The 23,851-nt window shown below is 48.1% G+C and carries 22 protein-coding genes; 8 read left to right on the forward strand and 14 right to left on the reverse strand.

The window, feature by feature from the left end; all coding sequences use genetic code 11:
- Window positions 1-12: 12 nt before the first annotated feature.
- Both KXJ80_RS01560 and KXJ80_RS01565 read right to left on the reverse strand, forming a co-directional pair.
- The gene (locus KXJ80_RS01560; RefSeq protein ID WP_218737662.1) at window positions 13-1,026 is read right to left on the reverse strand and encodes a DUF3137 domain-containing protein; all 1,014 of its coding nucleotides are present in this window, start codon (window positions 1,024-1,026) and stop codon (window positions 13-15) included.
- Between the two features lie 93 nt (window positions 1,027-1,119).
- On the reverse strand, window positions 1,120-1,542 hold the full coding sequence (locus tag KXJ80_RS01565; protein ID WP_037416234.1) for a hypothetical protein: 423 nt from the start codon (window positions 1,540-1,542) through the stop codon (window positions 1,120-1,122).
- A gap of 372 nt (window positions 1,543-1,914) precedes the next feature.
- On the opposite strand from KXJ80_RS01565, the gene mtnC reads away from it, so the two are divergent.
- The gene (mtnC, locus tag KXJ80_RS01570; RefSeq protein WP_037427953.1) at window positions 1,915-2,595 is read left to right on the forward strand and encodes an acireductone synthase; all 681 of its coding nucleotides are present in this window, start codon (window positions 1,915-1,917) and stop codon (window positions 2,593-2,595) included.
- A 61-nt stretch (window positions 2,596-2,656) separates the two neighbouring features.
- Here the strand turns inward: mtnC and KXJ80_RS01575 are convergent, their stop codons facing one another.
- Window positions 2,657-3,052 carry a GFA family protein gene (locus KXJ80_RS01575; protein ID WP_218737663.1) on the reverse strand — a complete coding sequence of 132 codons (396 nt, stop codon included), beginning with the start codon at window positions 3,050-3,052 and terminating at the stop codon, window positions 2,657-2,659.
- Between the two features lie 149 nt (window positions 3,053-3,201).
- Between KXJ80_RS01575 and KXJ80_RS01580 the strand changes: the two genes are divergently transcribed.
- Both KXJ80_RS01580 and KXJ80_RS01585 read left to right on the forward strand, forming a co-directional pair.
- Entirely contained in the window at window positions 3,202-3,630 is a 429-nt protein-coding gene (locus KXJ80_RS01580) for an acyl-CoA thioesterase (protein WP_218737954.1), read from the forward strand.
- A gap of 59 nt (window positions 3,631-3,689) precedes the next feature.
- Window positions 3,690-3,953 carry a GNAT family N-acetyltransferase gene (locus KXJ80_RS01585; RefSeq protein WP_218737664.1) on the forward strand — a complete coding sequence of 88 codons (264 nt, stop codon included), beginning with the start codon at window positions 3,690-3,692 and terminating at the stop codon, window positions 3,951-3,953.
- A 20-nt stretch (window positions 3,954-3,973) separates the two neighbouring features.
- Here the strand turns inward: KXJ80_RS01585 and KXJ80_RS01590 are convergent, their stop codons facing one another.
- From KXJ80_RS01590 to KXJ80_RS01620, 7 genes are all read right to left on the reverse strand, one after another.
- Window positions 3,974-4,522 carry an HPP family protein gene (locus KXJ80_RS01590; protein WP_037416221.1) on the reverse strand — a complete coding sequence of 183 codons (549 nt, stop codon included), beginning with the start codon at window positions 4,520-4,522 and terminating at the stop codon, window positions 3,974-3,976.
- Window positions 4,523-4,639: 117 nt separating this feature from the next.
- Window positions 4,640-5,050, reverse strand: coding sequence for an acyl-CoA thioesterase (locus KXJ80_RS01595; protein ID WP_218737665.1), 411 nt, complete (start codon window positions 5,048-5,050; stop codon window positions 4,640-4,642).
- 107 nt (window positions 5,051-5,157) lie between these two features.
- Window positions 5,158-7,647: a toxin-antitoxin system YwqK family antitoxin gene (locus KXJ80_RS01600; protein ID WP_218737666.1), complete on the reverse strand. Its 2,490-nt coding sequence runs from the start codon at window positions 7,645-7,647 to the stop codon at window positions 5,158-5,160.
- Between the two features lie 140 nt (window positions 7,648-7,787).
- On the reverse strand, window positions 7,788-9,581 hold the full coding sequence (locus KXJ80_RS01605; RefSeq protein WP_218737667.1) for an AMP-dependent synthetase/ligase: 1,794 nt from the start codon (window positions 9,579-9,581) through the stop codon (window positions 7,788-7,790).
- Window positions 9,582-9,709: 128 nt separating this feature from the next.
- The gene (locus tag KXJ80_RS01610) at window positions 9,710-11,020 is read right to left on the reverse strand and encodes an ABC transporter permease (protein WP_218737668.1); all 1,311 of its coding nucleotides are present in this window, start codon (window positions 11,018-11,020) and stop codon (window positions 9,710-9,712) included.
- Complete coding sequence (locus KXJ80_RS01615) at window positions 11,017-11,880, reverse strand: ABC transporter ATP-binding protein (protein ID WP_218737669.1); 864 nt, start codon at window positions 11,878-11,880, stop codon at window positions 11,017-11,019. Before KXJ80_RS01615 ends, KXJ80_RS01610 begins: the two co-directional genes overlap by 4 nt.
- Before the next feature lie 40 nt (window positions 11,881-11,920).
- A complete protein-coding gene (locus KXJ80_RS01620) occupies window positions 11,921-12,292 on the reverse strand; it encodes a GntR family transcriptional regulator (RefSeq protein ID WP_037427968.1) in 372 nt (123 codons plus the stop codon).
- 92 nt (window positions 12,293-12,384) lie between these two features.
- Here KXJ80_RS01620 and KXJ80_RS01625 point away from each other — a divergent pair, with 92 nt between their 5' ends.
- From KXJ80_RS01625 to KXJ80_RS01640, 4 genes are all read left to right on the forward strand, one after another.
- Window positions 12,385-13,992 carry an alpha/beta hydrolase gene (locus KXJ80_RS01625; protein WP_218737670.1) on the forward strand — a complete coding sequence of 536 codons (1,608 nt, stop codon included), beginning with the start codon at window positions 12,385-12,387 and terminating at the stop codon, window positions 13,990-13,992.
- Between the two features lie 3 nt (window positions 13,993-13,995).
- A complete protein-coding gene (locus KXJ80_RS01630) occupies window positions 13,996-14,730 on the forward strand; it encodes an ABC transporter ATP-binding protein (RefSeq protein WP_023265913.1) in 735 nt (244 codons plus the stop codon).
- A gap of 88 nt (window positions 14,731-14,818) precedes the next feature.
- Window positions 14,819-15,958, forward strand: a complete 1,140-nt coding sequence (locus tag KXJ80_RS01635; RefSeq protein WP_218737671.1) for an ABC transporter permease — start codon at window positions 14,819-14,821, stop codon at window positions 15,956-15,958.
- 56 nt (window positions 15,959-16,014) lie between these two features.
- Window positions 16,015-16,275 carry a phage shock protein B gene (locus tag KXJ80_RS01640; protein WP_218737672.1) on the forward strand — a complete coding sequence of 87 codons (261 nt, stop codon included), beginning with the start codon at window positions 16,015-16,017 and terminating at the stop codon, window positions 16,273-16,275.
- Window positions 16,276-16,441: 166 nt separating this feature from the next.
- Here the strand turns inward: KXJ80_RS01640 and mog are convergent, their stop codons facing one another.
- The 4 genes from mog to KXJ80_RS01660 form a co-directional block, all read right to left on the reverse strand.
- Window positions 16,442-16,975: a molybdopterin adenylyltransferase gene (gene mog, locus KXJ80_RS01645; protein WP_037416491.1), complete on the reverse strand. Its 534-nt coding sequence runs from the start codon at window positions 16,973-16,975 to the stop codon at window positions 16,442-16,444.
- 206 nt (window positions 16,976-17,181) lie between these two features.
- The gene (locus tag KXJ80_RS01650; protein WP_259474518.1) at window positions 17,182-18,141 is read right to left on the reverse strand and encodes a carbohydrate kinase family protein; all 960 of its coding nucleotides are present in this window, start codon (window positions 18,139-18,141) and stop codon (window positions 17,182-17,184) included.
- 92 nt (window positions 18,142-18,233) lie between these two features.
- Window positions 18,234-20,630, reverse strand: coding sequence for a TonB-dependent receptor domain-containing protein (locus KXJ80_RS01655; protein ID WP_037427975.1), 2,397 nt, complete (start codon window positions 20,628-20,630; stop codon window positions 18,234-18,236).
- A 258-nt stretch (window positions 20,631-20,888) separates the two neighbouring features.
- Window positions 20,889-22,109, reverse strand: coding sequence for an MFS transporter (locus tag KXJ80_RS01660; protein ID WP_218737674.1), 1,221 nt, complete (start codon window positions 22,107-22,109; stop codon window positions 20,889-20,891).
- 257 nt (window positions 22,110-22,366) lie between these two features.
- Here KXJ80_RS01660 and gtfA point away from each other — a divergent pair, with 257 nt between their 5' ends.
- Complete coding sequence (gtfA, locus tag KXJ80_RS01665) at window positions 22,367-23,851, forward strand: sucrose phosphorylase (RefSeq protein WP_218737675.1); 1,485 nt, start codon at window positions 22,367-22,369, stop codon at window positions 23,849-23,851.

Raw genomic sequence — 23,851 nt, forward strand, 5'->3', positions numbered from 1 at the left:
TTACGAGCCTGACTACAGCCCGGTATGTTTATCAAGCTTCAAAGTATCGATGGTCGAGAAGGTATAACCTAGCTCGGTGAACATCCGCTCGATATTGAGCTTAAAATCGATGGGGCGATCTAAATCGAGTTGATTGATAAAGAAATGGTGTTTAGTCGGGATCTTTATCAGTAATTGTTTTTGATAGAAACAGGCTTCAACTTCGGCATTTAATTCGCGACTAAGGACTAAGAGATTCTCCATCATCAAAGGATTGAGTAAGTAGCGCGCCTCGACTTGGTCGCTGCTATACACCTCAAAGCAACGCTCAAACCGCACATCCTCAAGCTTGACCCGCGACAGCTTTGTCTTAAACCCCTCAATTCGATTTTTTAAACTGCCCTTATCCGTGACTAACAAGGTAGTAGCGTTGAATCGCTTAGGAATATTGCACACCAGCAGTACACCATTGAAGACGGTTTCCCGATCAACCGAACCATTATCGTTCGATTTAGTGTTGTAAGCATCAACTTCGTAAAACTGGAACGGCACCTTGTTATAGGTTCCCTTAAGGCAATTTTGCGCATACTGCTTATCGGTTTTAGGCAGTAGCCCCAGCTCAAGGAAGAGAGAGAAATCGACCTTAGGCGCCCTCGTTAGCGCAAAGTCATCGCCAAAATACTTAAGGCTAATGGGATAGAGTTTTTCAAAGGCGGCATTATAGAGTTCATCGCTTTCCTTACCCGAGGCAATGACCACTAACGCAATCACGGGAACGGGCAGAAACGCGCCAATCATCAAAGGCACAAAATAATCCATAGGCACCAGCATAAACTGCACCCCGAGCAGCCCCGCAAATGCCCCTAAAATCACCGTGATGCAGATGTAGTAGATTGGGGTGGTGAACTTGGCATTTTCACGCCGCCTTTGGTTTACGCCTTCACGTTTTGCTTCAAACGGTGCACATTTAGGGGCGATTTTTTGTTTGTAATACTTCAGAAAGGGAATGCGGTGCTCTTCGGGAATATCAAATTCAATCGAACTCATTAGCTCCTACTCTTTACGACTCAAATCCATTTAGGCCAATGATTTTACGGATTTTATTCCTGCAAGGCCAGTTTAAGGCCTACAAATGACCGATTAAGCCTGAGCAAGCCTGCGGCCACGGCGTTGCAGTAAGCCAAAAATAATCAGCACACCAAAGGCGGCGCTAAAGAGAGTTAAAGCTCTAGCTACACCGTAAAAATCCGTGAGATTAAAGGAAACCCCATCCGCCCACAACACCAATAAACCCAGTGGCATTTGCATCGCCACCGCAGTGTACCAATCGAATGGTAATCGAGGGAAAAGCCGCTGATAGCTAAATAGCATCAGCCCAGAGAGCAGCAATAATAAGCCCGCATCATGGGCAGCTAACCCCAGATAAACCGGACTAGTGGGGCTAAGATTATCGACGCTCCCGAGCAAGGCATGCATATAGCCAGCACTGGCAACCAGTGCAAAACTCGTAAAGCTCAATACCGCCAACAGAATACCTAAGCCTAATGCGGGTAAATATTTCATAAACAGCCTCATCATTGCTACGCGCTCAATCCAATCTTTAAATCGTAAAGGCGCACAAATTCAGTCGAAAGAGAGTAAAGCAACAATAACAGCCAAAATTTCCCTTAGCTATTAAGACCATAGTCTTATGTCGACAACAAACTGCTGGATTATAAACAGCATAATTCCCCACACTAGATCCAGTATTTCACCTATATCCACTAGATAAGCCTCTAAAATTACTCATTTAATTGATTTTCAGCCAAATGAGTTAGTGATATGGCGCACATTCTCCCTTGGCTTAAAGGTGAAATCCACTAGCCAATTACCCCAATAACGCTTAGGATCAGGGTTGCATTTTTTAGCCAACATATTGTGGAGTATCAAAACATTATGGGTATCAGAGCCATAGTCGTAGACACAGCAGGCACCACGACAGACCTAACCTTTATCCAAGATGTGCTATTCCCCTATTCTGTCAAAGCCTTGCCAGACTTTTTAGCGCAGAACCAACACAATGTTTTGGTGGAAAACTGTATCTGCGACACCCGAGATATCGCCCTAGAGCCAGATGCTGACTTAGCGCGCGTGACTGAAATTTTACAGCAGTGGGTTCGTGAAGACCGCAAAGCGACCCCGCTCAAAACCCTACAGGGGTTAATTTGGAAGCAAGGTTATGCCCATGATGAGTTTAAGGGCCATATCTTCCCTGACTTTATCGAAGCTGTTAAACGTTTTAGCGCACAAAATCTGCGTATTTACAGTTTCTCATCGGGCTCTGTCGATGCCCAAAAACTGTTATTCAGCCACAGCGATGGCGGTGATTTAACCGAGATGTTTAACGGTCATTTTGATACCCGTACAGGTAACAAATTAGATAAACAAGCTTACTGCAATATTCTCAACACCATCAGCTTAAGCCCTAAGCAAGTGCTGTTTGTGTCTGATGTGATTGAAGAATTAAAAGCCGCCGATGCAGCGGGCATGATGACCTGCCAAATGGTGCGCGACAGCAAGCAACGCACGGGCGATTTTCGCACTATTAGCAGTTTCGATGAGCTAGTGATCGAGTAACATCGGCACTGCACATCAAAAGCGACCCTAGGGTCGCTTTTTGTTTTTCTGGCAATCATATCTACCTATCCGCAGGGTGATTCACTCCATCGCAAACGGGCACATCGCCTAATTCATAGGGATTCACGCCTTCGAGGCAACCAAGATTATAGCCATATTCATTGGGATTAGAGCGCCTTTGATGATGGGTATAAATGCCGCACACAGAGCAGAAATAATGCTTGGCTGTTTTGGTATTAAATTCGTAGCACTTTAATACGGCCTCGCCCTTGATAATCTTCAATCCCGCAAGCGGCACAGAACCGACGATAGCGCCCTTGCGCCGACAGATTGAGCAATCACAACGCCTTGGCTTTTCAATGCCATTGGGCAGCGATAACTCCAACACCACGGCGCCACAATGGCAAGACGCAAGATGTGTTGCCTGAATAACCGTATCCCCAATCTGTTTTATCATCGCCAACTCCTTGCTTCACTTGATGTTGTCACTATTGCCTAAGGCTTGTCGCTCGCACTTTATACTGCTAGTCTGGCAGCCTTAAACGAGCGTTTTAACTAGAGCTTTTGACTATGAGTAATGCAATGGAAAGTCCAACCCTAAGTCCAATGGAAAAGTTTCTCGCACAGCACCCTATAGTGACCGAAATCCCCGTGGCTTGGGGCGAAATGGATGCGCTGCAACACGTCAACAACGTGGTCTATTTCCGTTATTTTGAAACCGCCCGTATCGATTTTTTCAACCGCCTCTTCCCGCTCGATGCCCTGTATAAATCCGGTGTTGGCCCGGTGATTAGCGAGAATCAGGCCCGCTATAAACGTCCAGTGACCTTCCCCGATACGCTATTGGTCAGCGTGAGTATCAGCGATATTCAAAGCGACAGATTTACCATGCATTATCAAGCATTTAGTAAGCAGCAACAGGCCATTACGACCTTAGGTTCTTCGGTCGCTGTGATGTTTAACTTTAAAACCGGCCAAAAAGCCGAGCTTCCCGCAGAATTATTCGCCATTCTAAAACAACACGAGCAAGCTTAAGCTACCGAGTCGATGGCTACATTGCCATAACACTTTAGGCCATATCAGAGGGAGGCTGTATGTCAGAAAAAGCACCAATTGAAATCACCGTTGAACACCAACAGGATAAACAACGCTTTGTGATCCCCGTTGACGGGCATGAAGCCATACTGGAATACCGACTCAATGGTCAGCACATCGATTTTAGTCGCACCTTTGTGCCCGACGAACTGCGTGGCAAAGGTCTTGCCGAACGTTTAGTTCGCCATGGCCTAAAATGGGCCAAAGCCCAGGATTACGTTATAGAAGCCAGCTGCTGGTATGTGCAGAAGTTTTTGAAATAACTGGCTTCTCGACAGGTACGCTAAATCCAATACACAGGGTAATGGCGCTTGGGATCGGTGGAGAGATTATTCACGACCAGCGCCACCAGCAATAACAGTAGTGAGCCGAGGAATACTGGCATCAACGCATAGAGAAACCCGAGTTGATGTACGTTCTCACCGCCTATCACAGCAATTAATGCCGTTGCACCGCCCGGTGGGTGCAGCGTGCGAGTTAAATACATCAATGCGATGGCTAGTGATACGGCTAGAGCACTCGCGAGCACCATATAATCGGCAAACACTTGATAAACAGCCACACCAATCAGTGCCGATAACACACTGCCGCCAATCAAGTTACGTGGCTGAGAAAACTCTGCCAGTGGCGCGCCATACACTAATACCGCCGACGCCCCAAATGAGCCAATCACAAACATAGTACCGAGTAGATTATCGCCCATATAAGTGGCTAGGCTGGCGACTAAATAAATGCCACAAAAGGCCCCGACCCATGACCAAACGATCTTTTTCAGGGGTTGTCGTGGCGGACAGATGTCCTTAGAACGCATTCGGGTGAAGTAAAATCTCATGCTAAATCCGGCCAAGAGGAATAAAGGCGCGGATAAGTGATCCGCATCACATTTGCGGCCGACAAGGTAGCGTTTTCACCACGTAATTGCAATTACGTGATGAAAGTGAACGCGAATTTAAGCCGCTTCACCATTGAGGCTGGCTAAGATTTCACGAATATCTTCGGGGATAGGTCGGCTTTTTTCGCAGCTGTAGTCGTAGTGGACTAAGGTGGTTTTCACTTCCGCAGTTTTACTGCTGGCTTGCCAACAGCTTTGAGTCAGTTCGAAACTGCTATTACCGATACGGCTGACATAGGTTTTTACCGTCACACTTTTGCCGTAATAAGTCGGCGCGATAAAGGCCACGGTAAAACCCGCCACAATCAGATTCCATTGATGTAAATCCAACTCGGGATTAAAAATCTCAAAGATTGGCGTGCGTGCTGCCTCGCACCACACGGGGATCACTGTGTTGTTGATATGGCCTAGGCCATCGGTTTCGGTAAATCTTGGCTGGATTTCGAGGCTGTATTCGGTGACTGACATGCAAACTTCCCTTTTGTTGTTCTTATACTTTTATGCTGTGAATGGGATAAACGAGGCGCTTACCCCGTTTATCCCTACCAAGCCTAACAGAAATAAGAAGCGCGATGCTAGAACTGGCAGCTCGCGGTATCTGGGGTTTGCTTGCCATTGGCATCGTACTTTTTCATACAGCCAGCTTTACCCATATCATAAATTTTTTCGTATTTGAGCTTGCCACTGCTGTCGTAGGACTTAAACACACCATGGCTTTTTGGGTTTTCTAGGTGATAGATTTTGCGTCCCTTGGTCACATGGGAAAAATCCGAAAACCCAGGTTCCTCTTGATAGATCACTCCGTTGATATAGCGCTTGTGCACCACATGTTGCTCATCAATCCGCAGCATTTCGCTGGCTAACTTGCCATTCTGGTCATAACAGACTTTATCCACGGCATAATTGCTGTCGAGATCCTCGATACAACTCACGGCACCATTATCAAAATACTCCCGCTGGATACCGCAACGTGCAATGGCGTTATCCCAGAAATAAGGTTCACCGTTCCACATTTCCCCTTCTTGCTGGCAATAGTTCCACAAACTCTTTAACTGACCGTTTGGATAGAAAGTGTAATGGGGGCCAGAAAGACGGTTATTGATAAGATGACCATATTGCACGAGCGAATAGCCGCCGTCGGTGGAATAGCGAATGCTTGGGCCATATTCCTTACCCGCTTTATAGGTCTGCAAGGACATTAAGCGACCATTAGAATCGAATCGATATTCTTTATCGACTGACCCATTAGTGTAATAGCTTAATTCGGATAGGCGGCCGCCGCGATATACACGCTGCTCACCATCCTTAATTGAAGTGGTTTCAGCATTTTTTGAACTTAACACCCCCTCACAATCGCCTGCGTAGGGCTCTTTTCGCATCATGCATTCATCCTGCGAAGGCTTAAGTTTTACGGCGTCATTAAACTTATACTGACTCAACTCATTCAGATCGCCGTTAGGCTCGAGCCACATTTGTGGGCCATCTAACTCGCCTTGACGATAGTTAGCAACATTGCTGACGATATTTGGCGCTGAGTACCATAAACTTTCTCCGTGGAGACGGCCCTTATCGTAATGTTTTAGGGCAAACATAAAATTATCTTTATTGAATAACTTAGCCTCACCTTGGCGTAGGCCATTCTCATAGTTGACTTCGGTTTTGTAGAGATAAGTCACTGATTGTCTTGTTGTAAAAGCATCATTCGTATCAGGCGTTCGAATATAGACCCAAGTGCCTGAACGTTTACCATCGAGGTAGCTGCCTTCACCGGTTTGAAAGCGATAATCCCCTTGGGTGACCTTTTCCATCCAAGCGCCTTGTCTCACACCCTTTTGGTATTGGCCTTTGCTGCCATCGGACTCAAGCCACTCGCCATCTTTTACGCCATTGAGATAAATGCCCTTTTCGGACAACTTCTTCGCGCCTTCGGTGCTGGAATCGTAATCTGGGGTATAGATTTCACTCGGGCCATCGGGCACGCCCTTGTTGTAGTGAATAAAGCCGTAGTTATCGGCGTCATCCATAATGGACTGCAACACCCATTTGCCTTGCTTCTTACCGTCGAGGTACTCGCCTTCCCAGTAGGTTTCACGGCTGTCGGCTTCGATCCACTTACCCACTTGCTTACCTAGCTTATAGTCACCGGCATACATCACACTGCCATTGCGGGCATCGTAAGCGGCAAAGTGACCATCAAGCTCACCTTGCACATAATGGGCTTCACTGGCAACGCCAGCCCAAGTACTGCCCATACTCATGAATTCGTAAAAAGGCCCTGTTCGCGGGATTTTTTCGCTGCCATTTTTAAGCCAATCGATGTCGTCGGCCTCGTAGCCAATGGCAACCAGCATAAAGCTACCATCTTCTTCAACGTAGGCGCTGCGATCAAAGGTTGCAACCAGACTGTATTTTCGTTCACGCCCCTCGGCATCTTTATCGGTGCGAGTCAGGGGATAGCGCAGCTTGTATTCCACTGCGTTTTTGACATCCGTTGCCGTGCCTTCAGAATTGCGATAGCCAATTAAGGTCGGTTTGAGTTTTGAGGTACCATCAAGAATCGCCTTAAGGTCAGGATCTTGGACGCCCTCAGCCTCATAGGTCATGCTGTACTGCTGCGGGGGCAACTGGCTTAATACTTTGCGAACGCCGCCGACGGTAAAGGTGCTAATGGTGGGTGCGACTTCATCGAGCACTGCTTGCAGGCGCGGCAGTTTAGTCAACTCCTCCCCCTCAAAACCATAACCCCGTAGATGCTGGCCATCGGCATCCTTGAGCATGACGATCACTTCTTTGGTGCCGCCTTTGTCGAAGTCATAGTAAAACACCGCCACGATTTCGGCGCGGCCGTAATCGTCAATGCGTACACCTGGCGCATCGCCATAGAGCATTTCGCCCCATACCTGCTGATCTTTTTGATAAAAATTGAGCCATTGGCCATTGGGAAGATCCACGGGACCGTGAACCATTTTGTCATATTCCGCCGCAAGTGCAGCAGGAATAACCGCAAACGAAGAAAGCAACACCGCACCAACTGCGGCGCATAAACGACGAATCGAAAGTTCCATTTAACTATCCTTTACACCGACACCTTCCGCCTCGTGCGCACCAGTAAGCGGGGCGAATTTTAAGCGAAGTCCGCTGCTTCAGGAAGTGGCAAACACAAAAAAGGCCGCAAAGCGGCCTTTTAAGATCAAAGATTTAACAATCAATTATTGTACATAGCATTAATTTCATGGGCGTACTTGTGGTAAATCATTTTGCGGCGCAATTTCAGCGTCGGCGTGATTAATCCCGCCTCCATCGAAAAGGCTTCGGGCAGCAGGGTAAACTTTTTGATTTGCTCAAACCCCGCCAGCTCTTGCTGCAAATGCTTTAAACGCTGCTCGAAATGCTCAACCACATGGCTGTGACGCAGCAGATCGATAGGTGACTCGTATTTCAAGCCCTTATCCTTGGCCCAAGCTTCGAGCGCTTCAAAGGCTGGCACAATCAACGCCGTCACATAGTTACGCGCATCGGCAATCACCGCCACTTGTTCGATAAAAGGACAACACCCAACAGCACCCTCAACCCTTTGCGGTGCAATATATTTACCGTTAGAGGTCTTCATCAATTCTTTAATACGATCGGTAATAAACAAATTGCCGTGGGCATCGAGTCGTCCCGCATCACCGGTTTTTAACCAGCCGTCTTCAAAGGCGGCGGCAGTATCTTCAGGGCGATTGTAATAACCGCGCATCACAGTGTCGCCACGGACTAAGATTTCATCGTCTTTACCCAGTTTAATTTCGATTTCGGGCAAGACTTTACCATTTGACCCCGCAACACGGTTATCCAAAGTGTTACAGGTCACAGTAGCGTTTGTTTCGGTCATGCCATAGCCACAAAGCACAGGAATACCAATAGCATGGAAAAAAGACGCCACATTTAAATCAAGTGCAGCACCGCCACAGGGCATAAACTTTAAGCGTCCACCGAGCACTGCCTGCAACTTGCTGTAAACCAATTTGTTCGCCAAACGCCATTGCAAGGATAACCACAAACCACCCTTAGCGCGGCCTTGGCTCACTTCAAACTGACGCTCGCCAATCCCCATCGCCCAAGCAAATAATTTTTTACGACCCTCTGCGGATTTCGCTACCTTATCCTGTACTGCGCTGTAAACCTTCTCGAGGAAACGCGGCACCACACACAAGGTATGCGGACGCACAGCACTTATCGCTTCTTTTACTCTTTGGGTATTTTGCAGATACACATTATGGCCACCACGGCATAAAACGTAGAAACTCCAGCTACGCTCAAACACATGGCTTAGCGGTAGGAAAGCTAAAGACACATCGCCAGCATTAAAAGGCAAAATCTGATCGTGCTGACGCACAGTCGAAGCCATATTGCGGTAATCCAGCATGACGCCCTTAGGATCACCCGTGGTGCCGGAGGTATAAATCAGGGTTAACAGATCATCAAGATTCGCGTCTTTTAAGCGTTGCTCCAGCTCGGCACTTTGGTCATATGCCTGCGCTAGCACGTTATCTAAATGCCTATGCTGAGGTTTATCCTGAGCCAACTGAACTGCGGCATCGAACACAATCACATGCTCTAGAGTCGGACACTGTTTTTGTAGCTCACAGGCCAGCGCATATTGCTTAGCGTCGTCGACAAAAATCACCTTAGCCGCCGCATCATTAATGATAAAGCTGGCTTGCTCTAAGGTACTGGTTGGGTAAATAGGCACGACAATGGCACGGCTTTTCAGAATGCCGATATCGGCACAGGTCCATTGTGGGCAGTTTTGTGACAGGATCACACAGCGGTCTTGCACTTGTACGCCGAGTTGAATCAACACTTGTGCAATTTTATGGCTGATCTCATCAAATGCCTGCCAACTGACTTGATGCCAAGGGGCTGCCATTTCAAAACCTTCCAGCGCAATAGCCTCCTTTAACGACTGGCTTTGCTGCTGTAATAGTCGAATTACGTGATATTGTTCGAGCGACATGAGTGACTCACCTTTTAGCTTACAAGTGTTCCGCTTTTGCAGCATTCTACCTGAAGGCAAGCTAAAAACTAAGAGTTTTTGCTCTAATCTTGTGCAAATGTCGCCCAAATCACGTCATTTAAGGCCGATTACAGCCCAACGATATCGCCCCGCCATAACTTTTTACGGCCGCCAAACAGGGCAATTTGCCCCAACACAACCAGTAAAAGATCGCCTATTAACCAATAATATAGATGACCATCATGCTGCAATGCCGCTAAACTGATAGACACCCATAGTGAATGCCCCAGCACCACCAGCATAGTCAAGCTAACCTGTAACACTCGGCGGCACAGGCAACCTAGCCCTAACACCAAGGCACAAGCCCAATAGGTGCTCATCACTAAATGCGCCAGCAATGGCGCACTTATCCCGCCATTGAGCCAAGTAATAAACACACTACAGAGCAACATGCCGACACTGATGAGATACAGCAATCGTTGCTGCCCTCGGGCAAAAGCATTAACCAAACCGGTTCTGCCATCAAAACCCGGCATCAACAACAGTAACTCTGTTGCACGCGCTCGTTGCACCCGACTCCAATGCACCAGCGAACAGCTGATCACACAAAACTGCGCCAGTAGCAGTAACACCGGAAAATCCCAATTAAACTGATGGGATAATACCCCCAGCACCAATGTCAGAACGGGCAGCAACAACAGCAATACGGTTAACATCGGCCCGATAAAAAAGTTAACCGGATGCAAATAACGCTCGAAACGGCTCAAAAACCGCATGGATTGCAGATTAGGCAACCAAAACCAGCCCATTTCTAACCCGTTGAGGTACACACTGCGTGCTTCCACCCGCCAAGGTAACACTAGGCAGCGGCGCCAAATCAGAACGACAAACACAAACAGCACTATGATGCTCAGCCACAATGGTACTTGCTCAGCCAAAGCGCTAGAAAACGGCACTAAAATAAACAGTAAAAATGAGGAGTAAAACCATTGGGTTTGCCGCAGACACAGCAAGATAAAACCTAAGCTTATCCCTTGGGCAAACACCAGTAACGACAGGCTAGAGGTAAAGTCAAACAATACGCATAAAAGCACCGCAAGGCTAAACACGCCAATGAGCATCACCTCGCACTGGATAAAAATATTCTGCCGATAACGGGGGATTAAGATTGAGCACTCACTCGCCATCAAGCGAATCAACTGCCATGCGACCGCTGCCGAGGTAGAGACAATCCCCATGCCGACAAAAATATCAAAACTCTCCTTCTGCCCAGCCCATCCCGCCAAAACGCTCAGAGCTAAGCCAAATAATCCGGTACCCAAAAAACTCACACTGCCGACATCAAATAACCACAGGCGCAGCATGCCGTTAAAGGGATTGATTGAATGCTGTGTTACAGGCTTATCAGTAGGTTGCACAAGCGGTTTAGCTGAACTCATTTGTGTAACTCCACAAAGAGTTGCTCCAAATTAAGCGCTTCACTTCGCTGCACGCCGGGAAGATTGAGATCGATTCCGCCACTATCCACCAGCACAGAATTACCATCACGGCTCAAAATACGCACCTGCTCAGGCAACTCCGTACCCACAGCCAGTTTGAGTAGACGCACCTCTTCCCGTAGAGCATCGATTTCCTTAAACAGCACTAATTCGCCCTGTTTAATCAGTGCCACATGACTCGCGACCCGCTCTAAATCTGAGGTGATATGGGATGAAAACAGCACCGCCGAGCCGGATTCGAGGGCCAAGTCGAACAAATCGACCATAAATTTGCGTCTGACGATAGGATCGAGGCTGGCCACAGGTTCATCGAGGATCAACAGTTCGGGGCGATAGGCCATTGCCATGATCAGCGCCAAGGATTGGCGCTGGCCGACGGACAGACGTTGTACCTGTTGGCTGACATCTAACTCAAAGCGGGCAAGCCAATCTTGCTCTAACTGCATGTCCCAATGGGGATAAAAGCTGCGGTGTAAATCAAGGGCGCGCTCAACGGTAAAACCTTCATAACCAAAGGGCTGTTGTGGCACATAACCAAGGCGCTCCTTTGCGGCTGACGAAAGTTGCTCCGGCGTCTCACCTAAGGTGCGGATTTCGCCAGAATCCGGCGAGAGGATCCCCAAAGCGCAGCGCATTAAGGTTGATTTGCCCGCACCGTTTTGTCCCAATAAGCCAACCACCATCCCGGCAGACAAGCACAAGGACAGATCCTTTAACGCCTGTTTTTCAACGCCATTTTTTCCACGAAAAACTTTGTTTACCTTAGAAAACTCAAGTATTGGGGGAAACTCTTGATCCATCGAATTGCGTCCTTTTTATTCTCGTTTTCGCTTGGGCCGACTAGGCTTGCCAGCGCTCGTTAATCAATTGCAGCAACTCGGGCAGGCTCACGCCCAGCTGCTTGGCTTGTGCCAATAAGCCATCTAATTGTGGCTCAAGCAGACTCACGCCCGACTCCATCGCCTCGGTACGGGCAGCAACTCGAGTCGCCTGCCCACGGCGGCGTTCTAACCAGCCCTGATCCACCAATTGCTGAATCGCGCGAGATACTGTCATCGGGTTCACCGCAAGGTATTCCGCAATCTGGCGCACTGAGGGTAATACGTCTTCCTCTTGCAGTTGGCCGCCCACAATCAAGCGCACGATTTGCTCGTGTAATTGCTTGTAAATTGGCTCACCACTGCTGGGGTTGACATTTAAAAGTTCTAACATTAGGCTTTACACACTGTATTAATACATTGATACACCGATACACTGTATTTAAAGTATCACACTCATCCTGAAATGCAAAAAGGAAAGCGCTCATGATAGATAGCATGATCCACAGGAAGTCCCATAATACCAGCGCTTGCGTTGCGATTAAGCGTTCAAATACAGGCTGGCATAAACATATTTCAACTCGCAAAATCATAGGCTTGAGCACACTTATGCTCGCTATGGCTAGCGCAACGGTTTGGGCAAGTGAAAAATCAGCGCCTTCAACAACCCCCACAAATACCTGTTATGTGGACGGTGTTTCGGACCGTTTAAACTGCGGCTTTGTGACTGTGCCCGAAAACCCTAACAAGCCCGATGGCAAACAGATCCAAGTGCATTATGTGGTCTTGCCCGCGGTAAAAAACGTCAATCATGAAGAAGCATTGCTGGCGATAGCAGGCGGCCCAGGTCAATCGGCCATAGATAATGCGGCAAGCTTTGATAGCATGCTGAATAAAGTACGTCAGCAGCGGGATATTTTGCTGATTGATCAACGCGGTACTGGCCGCTCAAACCTATTGAATTGCGATGCAGGTGAACAATCTTTACTCGCCTTTAACGATGACAATGTCGATAGCTTAGTAGAGGCGCAAAAATGCCGAGATCAATTGACGGGTAGCGATGTCACACAATACGGCAGCATTAATGCCGTCAAAGACTTCGAGGCCGTACGCGCCCACTTAGGCTACAAAAAGCTGCACCTCTACGGTATTTCCTACGGCACACGCATGGCGCAGCTCTATATGCGTTTGTATCCCGAGCATTTAGCCACTGTCACCTTAGACGGCATAGTGCCGATGCAGCAAAGCGTATTAGAGATTGGCTCGGCAATTGAGCGCGGCTTTGACTTGCTGTTTAAAGATTGCCAAGAAACCGCGGCCTGCCATGCCGAGTTTCCTGGGCTCAAGACCGAGTTTGACCAAGTGGTTGCAAGACTGACCGAAGGGCCAGTAATGGAGCAAGTACACGACCCAGTCACGGGTGAAAAGACCTTACTCACGCTCACCCGTGCGAAGTTTTACGGCGCGATCAGAATGGCGTTATATCAAACCAATGTGCGTGCCTTAGTGCCCCATGCAATTCATCAAGCCGCCAAAGGTAACTATCAACCGCTACTCGGATTGTATGCCTTAACTACCGATGGTGCAGGTATGGCAATGGGCATGCACGCCTCCGTGGTTTGTGGTGAAGACATCCATCGCATCACCCCTGCGATGCGTGAACAAGCCAAAACCTCTTATGTCGGTAAAACCATGCTCGATAGCCTCGAAGCATCGTGTTCTGTGTGGAAGGTGCCGCCCGTCGATGCCAGCTTTAGCGAGCCGATTAAGAGTGCAATCCCCACGCTGTTACTGTCGGGCGAAATCGACCCTGCCACACCACCGAGTTGGGGTGAGCTTGCAATGGAAAAACTCACCAACGCCAAACACTTTGTCGCACCTTATGCTACCCATGGTGTGGCCTATCAGTCCTGTGCCAACAACTTAATCGCCGAATTAGTGCGTACTGGTTCGGTTAAAGATCTCGATGGTGAATGTTTGAAAAAGGATGTGCGCCGTAGTTTCTATTTAAATGCCAGCTCGGTTGAGCCACTCGCGACCGAAGATGCAACCCACTCTGCCAAAGATAAGCCCAGCACTGGAGCCAAGGAGTAAGTCATGATCAAAGTATCCCATCTTTCTAAGCGCATCGGCGAAGTGCAGGCCCTAAACGATTTGAGTTTTGTTGCTGAAAACGGCCAGATCACCGGCCTGCTCGGCCCCAATGGCGCGGGTAAAACCACCTGTTTGCGCACGATTTTCGGGCTGTTAAAGCCCGACACTGGCACGGCTGAAATAGAAGGTATCGATGTCGCCATCGACCCGATTGGCGCTAAGCAGCAGTTAGGCTTATTCCCCGACCCGTTCGGTCTGTATGAGCGCCTCACGCCGCGGGAATATATCCGTTACTTTGCCGAACTCAGCGGATTATCTGCGAGCGATGCCAAGGCGGCCACCGACAATGTCATCGCCAAACTGCGCCTCGAAGATATCAGCGATCGCCGCTGTAAAGGCTTCTCCCAAGGGCAACGAATGAAAACCGCCCTCGCCCAGGCCATAGTCCACAGCCCGAGCAATATTATCCTCGACGAGCCGACCCGTGGACTCGATGTGATGAGCACTCGCTTGCTGCGGGATATTCTTATCGACCTTAAGAATCAAGGGCATTGCGTGCTGTTTTCCAGCCATGTGATGCAAGAAGTCGCGGCCTTGTGCGACCAAGTGATCGTGATGGCGCAGGGTCGAGTGGTCGCCATCGGCAGCCCAGAGCAACTCTGCGCGCAAACGGGTAAGGCCTCACTCGAAGATGCCTTTATCCAGCTGATCGGTACCGATGAGGGCATTGCCGCATGATGACTCACAGCATTAACGCTCACACAAATTGCGATAACACCTGCTTCGACCTAATGGCGAACAGACAAACTTGGGATAAGGAATAATCATGAACAAAATCATCGCAATGGTTCGCAAGGAACTGATAGACGCCGCCCGCGATAAACGTTCTGTGATGGCGGGACTCTACTACGCCATTGGTACGCCGCTGATCATGTGTGGCCTGTTTATGGTGCTTATCGGCCAACTGACCAGCCCAGACGATCTTAAAATCAGCATCACTAATCCCGACAAGGCGCCGGACTTAGTGAGATTTTTATCCAACAAGGGGATTACTCAAGGCGAAGCAGGCTCTAAGGATCTGAAAGCCATAGAGCTGATTATCAGCCCCGACTATGCCAAGCAGATGAACCAAGGCAAAGGCGCCGAAATCACTATCGTGGCCGATAACTCAGAGGAAAAACTGCAAAACTCGATTCGCCGCTTAGAGAAACAGTTGCAGGCCTATAGCGCCGAAATGGGCAGCCTGCGCCTAATCGCCCGTGGCATCGACCCTCGAGTAGTGCAGCCACTGAAAGTGAATGTGCATGACCAAGCCACAACCGACTCTAAGGGCGGGATGATCTTAGGTATCGCCATTTTCACTATGATTTACTCAGTGTTTATCTCGGGGATGAATCTGGCCATCGACACCAGCGCCGGTGAGCGTGAGCGCAACTCCTTGGCATTGTTGCTCAGCCATCCGCTGACCACGCGCCAATTAGTGCTCTCTAAAATCATTGCCGTCGGCCTATTTGCCCTGCTCGGCCTAGTGTTGATTCTACTCGTGTCTAAGGTCGCCTATACCTTCGTACCTTGGCAGGAGCTCGGTTTTAGCGTCAGCATCACCAATGAATTTATGGCGTTAATGCTGCTGGTCGGTATTCCCGTCGCCCTGATGGCCGCCTGTCTGCAATTGTTTGTGTCCTTTATGGCGAAAACCTTTAAGGAAGCTCAGTCCTATCTAACTATGGTGCTGTTTGTGCCCTTAGCGCTGTCGATGGCCGCCAGCTACAACATCGCGCCCGACGTCCTGCAATGGTTGCCCGTTTCGGGTCAGCAACAGGCACTGATGGACTTTATTAAAGGTAAAGATATGAACATGCTGCAATTGCTGGTATCGACCTTGGGCACACTCGCCATTGCGGTAATACTGGCATTCGGCATGGAAAAATCGTTAAAGAGCGAAAAAGTGATCTTCGGTTTATAACACTATCAACCCACAGAGGGCGCGCCGCGCCCTAACATTGAGTTAAGGAGCCAATCATGGAAAAAGAATTTATTATCATGGTCATTATGGTGACCTTTATTATCGGTGTAAGCGCCACAGAGATGTTTAAACATTACCTAAAAATGCGCCAACTAGGTGGCGGAAACGATCGACAGTTTGAGGATAAACTCACCCAGCTGAGTCTACAAAATCAGGTACTGATTGAACGAGTACAAGTGCTGGAGCGCATAGTGACAGATGCAGAGGACAACGCCGCCAAGACCACACTGGCACAGCAAATTGAGGCATTAAAATAGTCGTTAATGCACCGCAGTTAAACTCGTATTACAGGGTATTAAAGTTGTGTCTATAGGCGCTAAGTCAAGCTGCGTACTTGCGACTTAGCGCGACCACAACAGCCCACAACAAATGCCAATAAAAAACCCAAGCTAGGCTTGGGTTTAGGCAATCTTGCAGCGCGGATTATTTTGCCTTAGGTCTAAAAGGCTTCATCACGGCCTCGTTACACTCGAGGTACGGCCCTTCCATCAGGTCAATACAGTAAGGAATCGCTGGGAATACCGCATCTAAACATTCGCGGATTGATTTTGGTTTGCCCGGCAGGTTCACAATTAATGAATCCCCCCGTAAGCCCGCGGTTTGGCGCGAGAGAATCGCCGTCGGCACAAACTTTAATGACTCAGCGCGCATCAACTCGCCAAAGCCCGGCATCATACGATCGCACACGGCCTCAGTTGCCTCGGGCGTCACATCGCGTTTTGCTGGGCCAGTACCGCCCGTGGTCACAATTAAGCAGCAATCCAGCTCATCGGCCATCTTGATCAGGGTCGCTTCAATCACATCCTGCTCGTCGGGGATCACTTGATAAATCGGCTCCCACTCGCTGGTGAGGTAATCATTGAGGGTGTCGATAATCGCCTTGCCCGAGATATCCTCATAAATCCCCGCGCTGGCACGATCGCTCACCGTTACAATCCCGATTTTTGCTTTGCTCATAGGAAATCCCCAATCATGTTGAAATAAAACCATATCGACCGAAAGCAGAGGAGAAACCTATGCTCCTTCGACTATAAGCCGCAGCTAAAATAGCATAAATGCTCGGCCAATGGGGCAAGTAAAACGTGATGAAGTTCGCGCAATATGCTCGAAAAAAGCTAAGACAAGCCATAGCTCACCTTAGCTTAATAGTTTGGAGTGAAGGGTTAACTCACCTGCGACAATGTGGGTAAAGCAGGGAAAGCGCCCTTCTGACAACAGGTTACGGCGCCGCAACGCACCGCAAACTCAACCGCCTTGCGCAACTGTGCCTGACATGCAAGTCGATGTTTTAAGGTTAAATGCTCGAGATCAAACTCCAACTCAGAACCCAGTGCAAACAAAAATCCCGCCATAAAGCTGTCGCCCGCCGCCGTGGTATCTACGGCTTTAATTTGGGGGACTGGCACGCTAAATCGCTCATCTACTGTTATGCATTGCACTGGATTGGCGCCGTCAGTAATCAAAATCACTTCAACTCCTTGCGCCAAACAAAACTGCAAATAATCTTCGAAACTCTTATTCCGCGTTAACGCTAAATACTCAGCCTCTTCACGGCTCATTTTCAGTACCTGAGTGTAACGAAAACACTGCTCAACCCGCTCAGCAAGCAATGCGGTATCGGGCCAGAGCGATAAGCGCAAATTAACATCAAAACTCACTATCTTATTGAATGAATTCGCACAACGAGCGCCATAAAGACTCGCGTGAAAAATGCTCGCTTCGGTAAAGGTATTGGAGCAGAGATGAAAAATATCCATCTGTTGCCATGGAATGGCATCAAAATGGCGCTGGCTATAGCAAAGGTCGGCAGTCCCTTGGCGGTTAAACTCGAAGGTTCGTTCACCATGCTCATCCAAATTAACCACCACTGTCGCCGTTGGCGCCTCCGGCACTTGGGTCAAGTAATCCGTTACAACCCCTTCATTCGCTAGGGCTTGTTTTAACATAGCCCCATAATCATCGGTGCTGATACCGCCGGCAAAGTAACTCTTGCCCCCCAGTTTGGCATAACCTACAGCCACGTTTGCAGGCGCGCCGCCTGCAATGGCTTGATGGGATTTGTCGCTAGCCTCCGTGGGTAATAAATCCACTAACACCTCACCAAAACTGAGTAATACCGTCATATGGATCCCTTTATATTTCTATTAGTTAAGCAAAAAGCCCATGCTGGATGGGCCTTTTAAATTGTCGGTTTTAAACCCCAACCCCGCCGGAGTTAAAACTCGTATTTCAAGGTTGCACTCGTGGTTCTGCCATTAATAGTGCGAGCGCGGATAATATTGTTATCAGGAATCGAACCTTCCTCTGCTTCGGTGATACCCGTAGCGTCAAACAGGTTGTTGACGTTTAAGGAGACACTTAAGGCCTGAGTTAAGTTGTAGGTTGCAAAGGCATTGACCTGATTGTAACCATCAAACTTGAGGTCATTATTATCCTGTGCATAGGAGTCAGTAGTGCCAATCAGGTTGATGCCCACTGAACCTTGGTCAAAGTTATAACGGCCCATCAGTGAGTAGATAAAGTCGGCCTGTCTTCTTGGAGTATTACCCACAACATCTGGTGTTAAAGCGTCCTTAGCAATCTCAGCATCGGTCCAAGTGACATTGCCCCTAAAATCGAAGTCACCGATAAAATAGGCCGATTCAATTTCAATCCCTTTGGCTTTATACTTACGGTCGAAGAAACGCTGACTCGTCGCCTCAAAGTTTTGTTCTTCGGTCTCGGAATAGAAAGCGGTCGCGAACACCGATAAGTCATCGTAACGGTACTTAACGCCTAACTCATATTGATCCACATTATCGACCGCATCTTCTTTTGCCACTGAACCATCGGCACGAACTTTACCAAATAACAGGCGATCCGCGTTGGCACGGCCGCCATGACTCAAGCGACCAAAAGCAGCTAAATCGCTGTCAAACTGATAGTTTGCGCCGAGTGAATAGGAGGTGTAGCTCCAGTCATAATTCACAGGTTGCGGATTAGCATTATCGATAGAAGAGACACTTTGTTCAGGAATAGAGATAACGCCATCCAAGTTCATATCGACTTGCGATTGCACATTGCCAGCGTAGTAACCACTGGCATCGCCGCTGTCGTAACGCACACTGGCATCCAGCGATAAATCCCCAAAGCTTGACGCGACCGCAAGATAAGGCGCCTTAATGTTGTATTCTGTATCGTAATTACGTTGGCAACAATTACCCCAATAAGGCACACCATAGCCGTAGAGCCCAGCATCGGAATAGGCGGTACCATCGGCAGCCACAACATCAAGCAATGCGGCGTTATCCCCTTTGACTTCCATCAAATAGGAGTTCCACATCCAAGTCATATTGATATTTTGGGTGGCATTGTAATAACCCAAAGTAACACTGGTATCGTCAAAGGTTTTCGTTAATTTTAAGTCGTTTACGATTGAACCAAAGTCATTCATCTTAACGTCGAAGGTATGGATCCGCATGGCGAGTCCATCCATTGGATTGCCCGCATCAGGGCCATTGGCATAAATCAACTTGGCGCCAGTGCCCGCAATACTGGCCGCAATGTCGGCGCCATTAGCCACTTCGGCTGGGAATGGTGCCATAAAATTGCCGCTCACATCCGAGAAACGGAAGCGGTTTTCGACCTGCCAATCATTGCCTAAATCAAAAGACGCCTCTAAACCCACAGAGTTAACCTCAGGGTTCATCCCATCGCGCATATCACCGCGACGACGCTCACCATCGGCGCCCAAACTCAGGGTTGAGAGGAAATATGCTGACTGAATGGCATCGGATTTCGCATTAAAACCTGGGACAGAGCTACCGTCCGAATACATTGGCATGGGTAAGTAGCCAATACTTTTATCATCTAAGTGTTTGAAATAAAGACGAACATAGCCACTATCGAACTCTTTGGTTATGTTAGCTTTTACCTGACCGCCCTTGTTGGCGTCATAACCTGCTTGGCGAGGGCCTTCACCAGTACGCACAAAACCACCCACATGGAAACGCAGGCTGTCATTGATGCTGGTGCCATATTCAAAGTCGGTACGGAAGGTATCGTAGTCCAAGCCAAAGGTGGTCGACACGCTGCCAGCATCTGAACTTCCGGTTTTACTGATCACGTTAATAATGCCACCGGGAGCATTACTGGCTGCAGTTGATGCCGAACCACCACGAATAGATTCAATGGTTTGTACTGTAGAGTCTAAACGTAAAAAGATATCCGCATTACCAAAGGCAATATCGCCAAACTGTAGAATTGGTAAACCATCTTCTTGAATTTGAAGAAACTTAGCACCACCCGATGCCACAGGTAAGCCACGGACAGCAATGTTAGCATTACCTTCGCCGCCAGTTGATTCCACCTTCATCCCTGGAATGATCCGAAATGCTTCGGCGGATGAACGTGGAGTACTAACCTCCAACTCGGCGAGTGATACGCTGCTGACTGACACGCTCGAGTCCATGACGCGGGTGCCACGGGCCACGCCCGTAACAGTAATGCGCTCAAGGCCTAACGCATCTTTCTTGGTTTCTTCCTGTGCAGGTGCATCGGCAGCCCAAAGCTGAGAACTCACCAAGACGGCGATTGTGCTTAACAAGAATTGTTGTGATGTGCGATTTATCATTTTTATGTCCCCACCCATATTTGAGAAGCCGCCCCTCTCCCCACGGCGACTTCTACTGAAATTGTTGTTAATCGATTAGCCTGTTATTTCACTTTACCAAAAAACATCTTAATCGATTAAGTTAACAAGTTAGCAACTAAATAACAAAAAGCAAGTGTGTTTTTTGTACAGACCCACAAACTTAAAGTGAGAACAATAGATAGTTAATTGATTAATTGGAGAAATGTGACAGAAAAAATTTTTCTTTCACATTCCAATTTAAGCGGTTTCACGGCCCAACAATGATTGGGTAGGATCTTTAATCAGATTAACGCCCGCTAACAGGCACAGTAAAACGGCAAACCCAGTTGCGAGGTAAAAGCCATACTTCACATGGCCGAAAATATCCCCAACTAACCCCATACAAAGGGGAGCCAGCGCCGCAGAAACCGCGGTAAAAAACAGGATAACCCCAGCCACAGAACCGTGCTGCGCCACGGGGAAACAACTGATCCCCTTGGAGTTTAAGGTGGGATATATCATTGACATAAACAGCCCAGAGAGGGGCAAGAGAATAACGGCGGCCTCAACACCATAGAGCATAGAACCGAGATAGCAAAGGCTGATCGCCAAGCTAAACCAGAACATAACCTGTTGCCACGAAAAGTAATTTAATATCCATCCGCCCAAAAACCGCCCACCCGCTCGCAGGGTAAAAAAGAGGGTTAAGGCATAGGCCGCCAGTGCAGTGTAATCCCCCTGATACTCTTGCAGCAGGCTAGGCATCCATACATAAATCGCTACTTCGGTGGCCACATACAAACCAATCGCAAGGGAAAACCCTAATGCATAAGGGTTTTTCATCATACTGAAGGTGTTCGCCAGATTAATTGTTTCCGTCGAGGATTGCTTAACCTGCGGATAATCGGCCCTAAACGCTAACCAACAGAGCAGCAGACAAAATACACCCGCCCCAAAATACAAATACTTCCATGACACACCACTGATAAGGAGATAGCTGACGATGGCTGGCCCCACCATCGCGCCAACCCCAAAGAATCCTTCGACCGTGTTCATGGTGCTGGAATGTTGTTTTGGTGACCGAGAGATATCACCGATCAGGGCTAAAGCCCCAGTTTTAAATACCCCAATTGCCAAGCCCACCAAGGCCAATAGCATCAGGAAATAATAAAACGACTCCCCAAGCGCAAATAAAAAACAGGCAATAGCGAACAACAACAACCCTAATAAAATGGTTAGTTTACGCCCTATTTTATCCGCCAAAAAACCCAGAAACAGGCCACTTATTGCTATAAAAATCATCGGCATATAATGGAAGGCGCTCGCCTGAGACAAAGAGAGGCCAAATTCAGCAATCAGCTGCGGGATGATCACGCCCACGGCATCGGAGGTCATAGCAAACATAAAAAACATTAAATACGTCAGCACTCGAATACGAGTGTGATGGCGATTTTCTACAGAATTTGAATCACTTACCATACTGTTTCACCTTATCGTTATCGCGCCTAACTCCCTCTGAAGCTGGCTAAGCCCCAAACAGCTTTAGGCATTATTTATGTACAGCAGTGAGCTAATCCCCCCAAAACCTAAGACTAACTCAAAAATAAAACAAACCACTTGAATAATGTTTCACATTGGTTAAATATACAACTTAATCGATTAAGTTTGTTTGCGCAATTTATAAATAAACGCGGGCAAACTTTACTCTGGGAAGGCTACTCAAACGTGGGCAAAGTATGAAAAATCAAGTGCAATTGATCACCTATGTCGATCGGATAACCGGTGCCGGACTCAAAGAACTCAAATCCTTACTCAATAACGAGTTACAGGGGTTATTTGGGGGCGTTCATCTACTGCCCTTTTACTATCCTATCGATGGCAGCGATGCGGGTTTTGATCCCATAGACCATGTGCAAGTGGATTCTCGCTTAGGTGATTGGGACGATGTCAAAAGCATAGGTGAAGAGTTCGACATCATGGCCGACTTGATCGTTAACCATATGTCTGCGGAGTCTCCCGAGTTTAAAGATGTGCTCAAGCATGGCAAACAATCGGCTTACTGGGATTTATTCCTAACCAAGGACAAGGTATTCCCCGAGGGATTAAGCGAGCAGGATCAAAAAGCTATCTATCGCCCTCGCCCAGGGAGCTGCTTTAGCACTTACACCTTAGCGGATGGTTCAACGGAAGAGTTTTGGACCACCTTTACCCGTAACCAAATCGATATCGACGTACACTCCGCAGCAGGTAAAGATTACTTAAACCGTGTATTGGCGCGATTTAACCACAGCAAAGTCAATTTAATCCGCTTAGATGCCGCAGGTTATGCGATCAAAAAGCCCGGCACTAGTTGCTTTATGATTGAGGAATCCTTCGAGTTTGTAGATAAATTAGCAAAGCAAGCCAATCAGTTAGGCATGACAACCCTAGCCGAAATTCACTCCCATCACATGACGCAGATCGATATCGCCAAACGGGTCGATATGGTTTACGACTTTGCATTACCACCGCTGATTTTACACACGCTCTTCAGCCAAGATTGTCGCGCCCTGAGCCACTGGCTTGAAATGGCGCCTCGCAACTGCATTACCGTACTCGATACCCACGATGGTATTGGCATTATCGATGTGGGCCCAATGAATGGCTTACAAGGATTATTGGACGAAAAACAAATCGATAATCTGGTTGAAACCATACACAAAAACAGTCAAGGCGAGAGTTTACAAGCCACAGGTGCGGCCGCCAGCAATGTCGATTTGTATCAAATCAACTGCACCTATTACGATGCCCTCGGGCAAAAAGACCTAGATTACTTGATGGCTCGGGCGATTCAGTTTTTCGCACCGGGTATTCCGCAGGTGTACTACGCAGGCCTGCTTACCGTACCCAACGACATGGTATTGCTAAATCAAACCCATGTTGGCCGAGATATTAATCGCCCCTATTTAAACCGAGAAAAAGTGCAACAAGCCCTGCAAAAACCAGTGGTTAACGCTCTCATTCAATTGATTAAACTGCGTAATAGCAGCGCCGCATTCAATGGCCGTTTTACGATGGCAGCCAGTGGAAAATCACTAACACTCACATGGTCTGCGGTAAATGCACTGGCGAGTCTTAATCTCGACTTTGCCAATAAACAAGGGCTGATCACCCTGCTTGATGAGCAAAGCATCGAAACCCAAATCAGCTTAGCCGACCTGCTCACCCCAGCGCAGGGATAA

Origin of the sequence: Shewanella xiamenensis (assembly GCF_024971755.1) — a bacterium.
Lineage (GTDB): Bacteria > Pseudomonadota > Gammaproteobacteria > Enterobacterales > Shewanellaceae > Shewanella > Shewanella xiamenensis.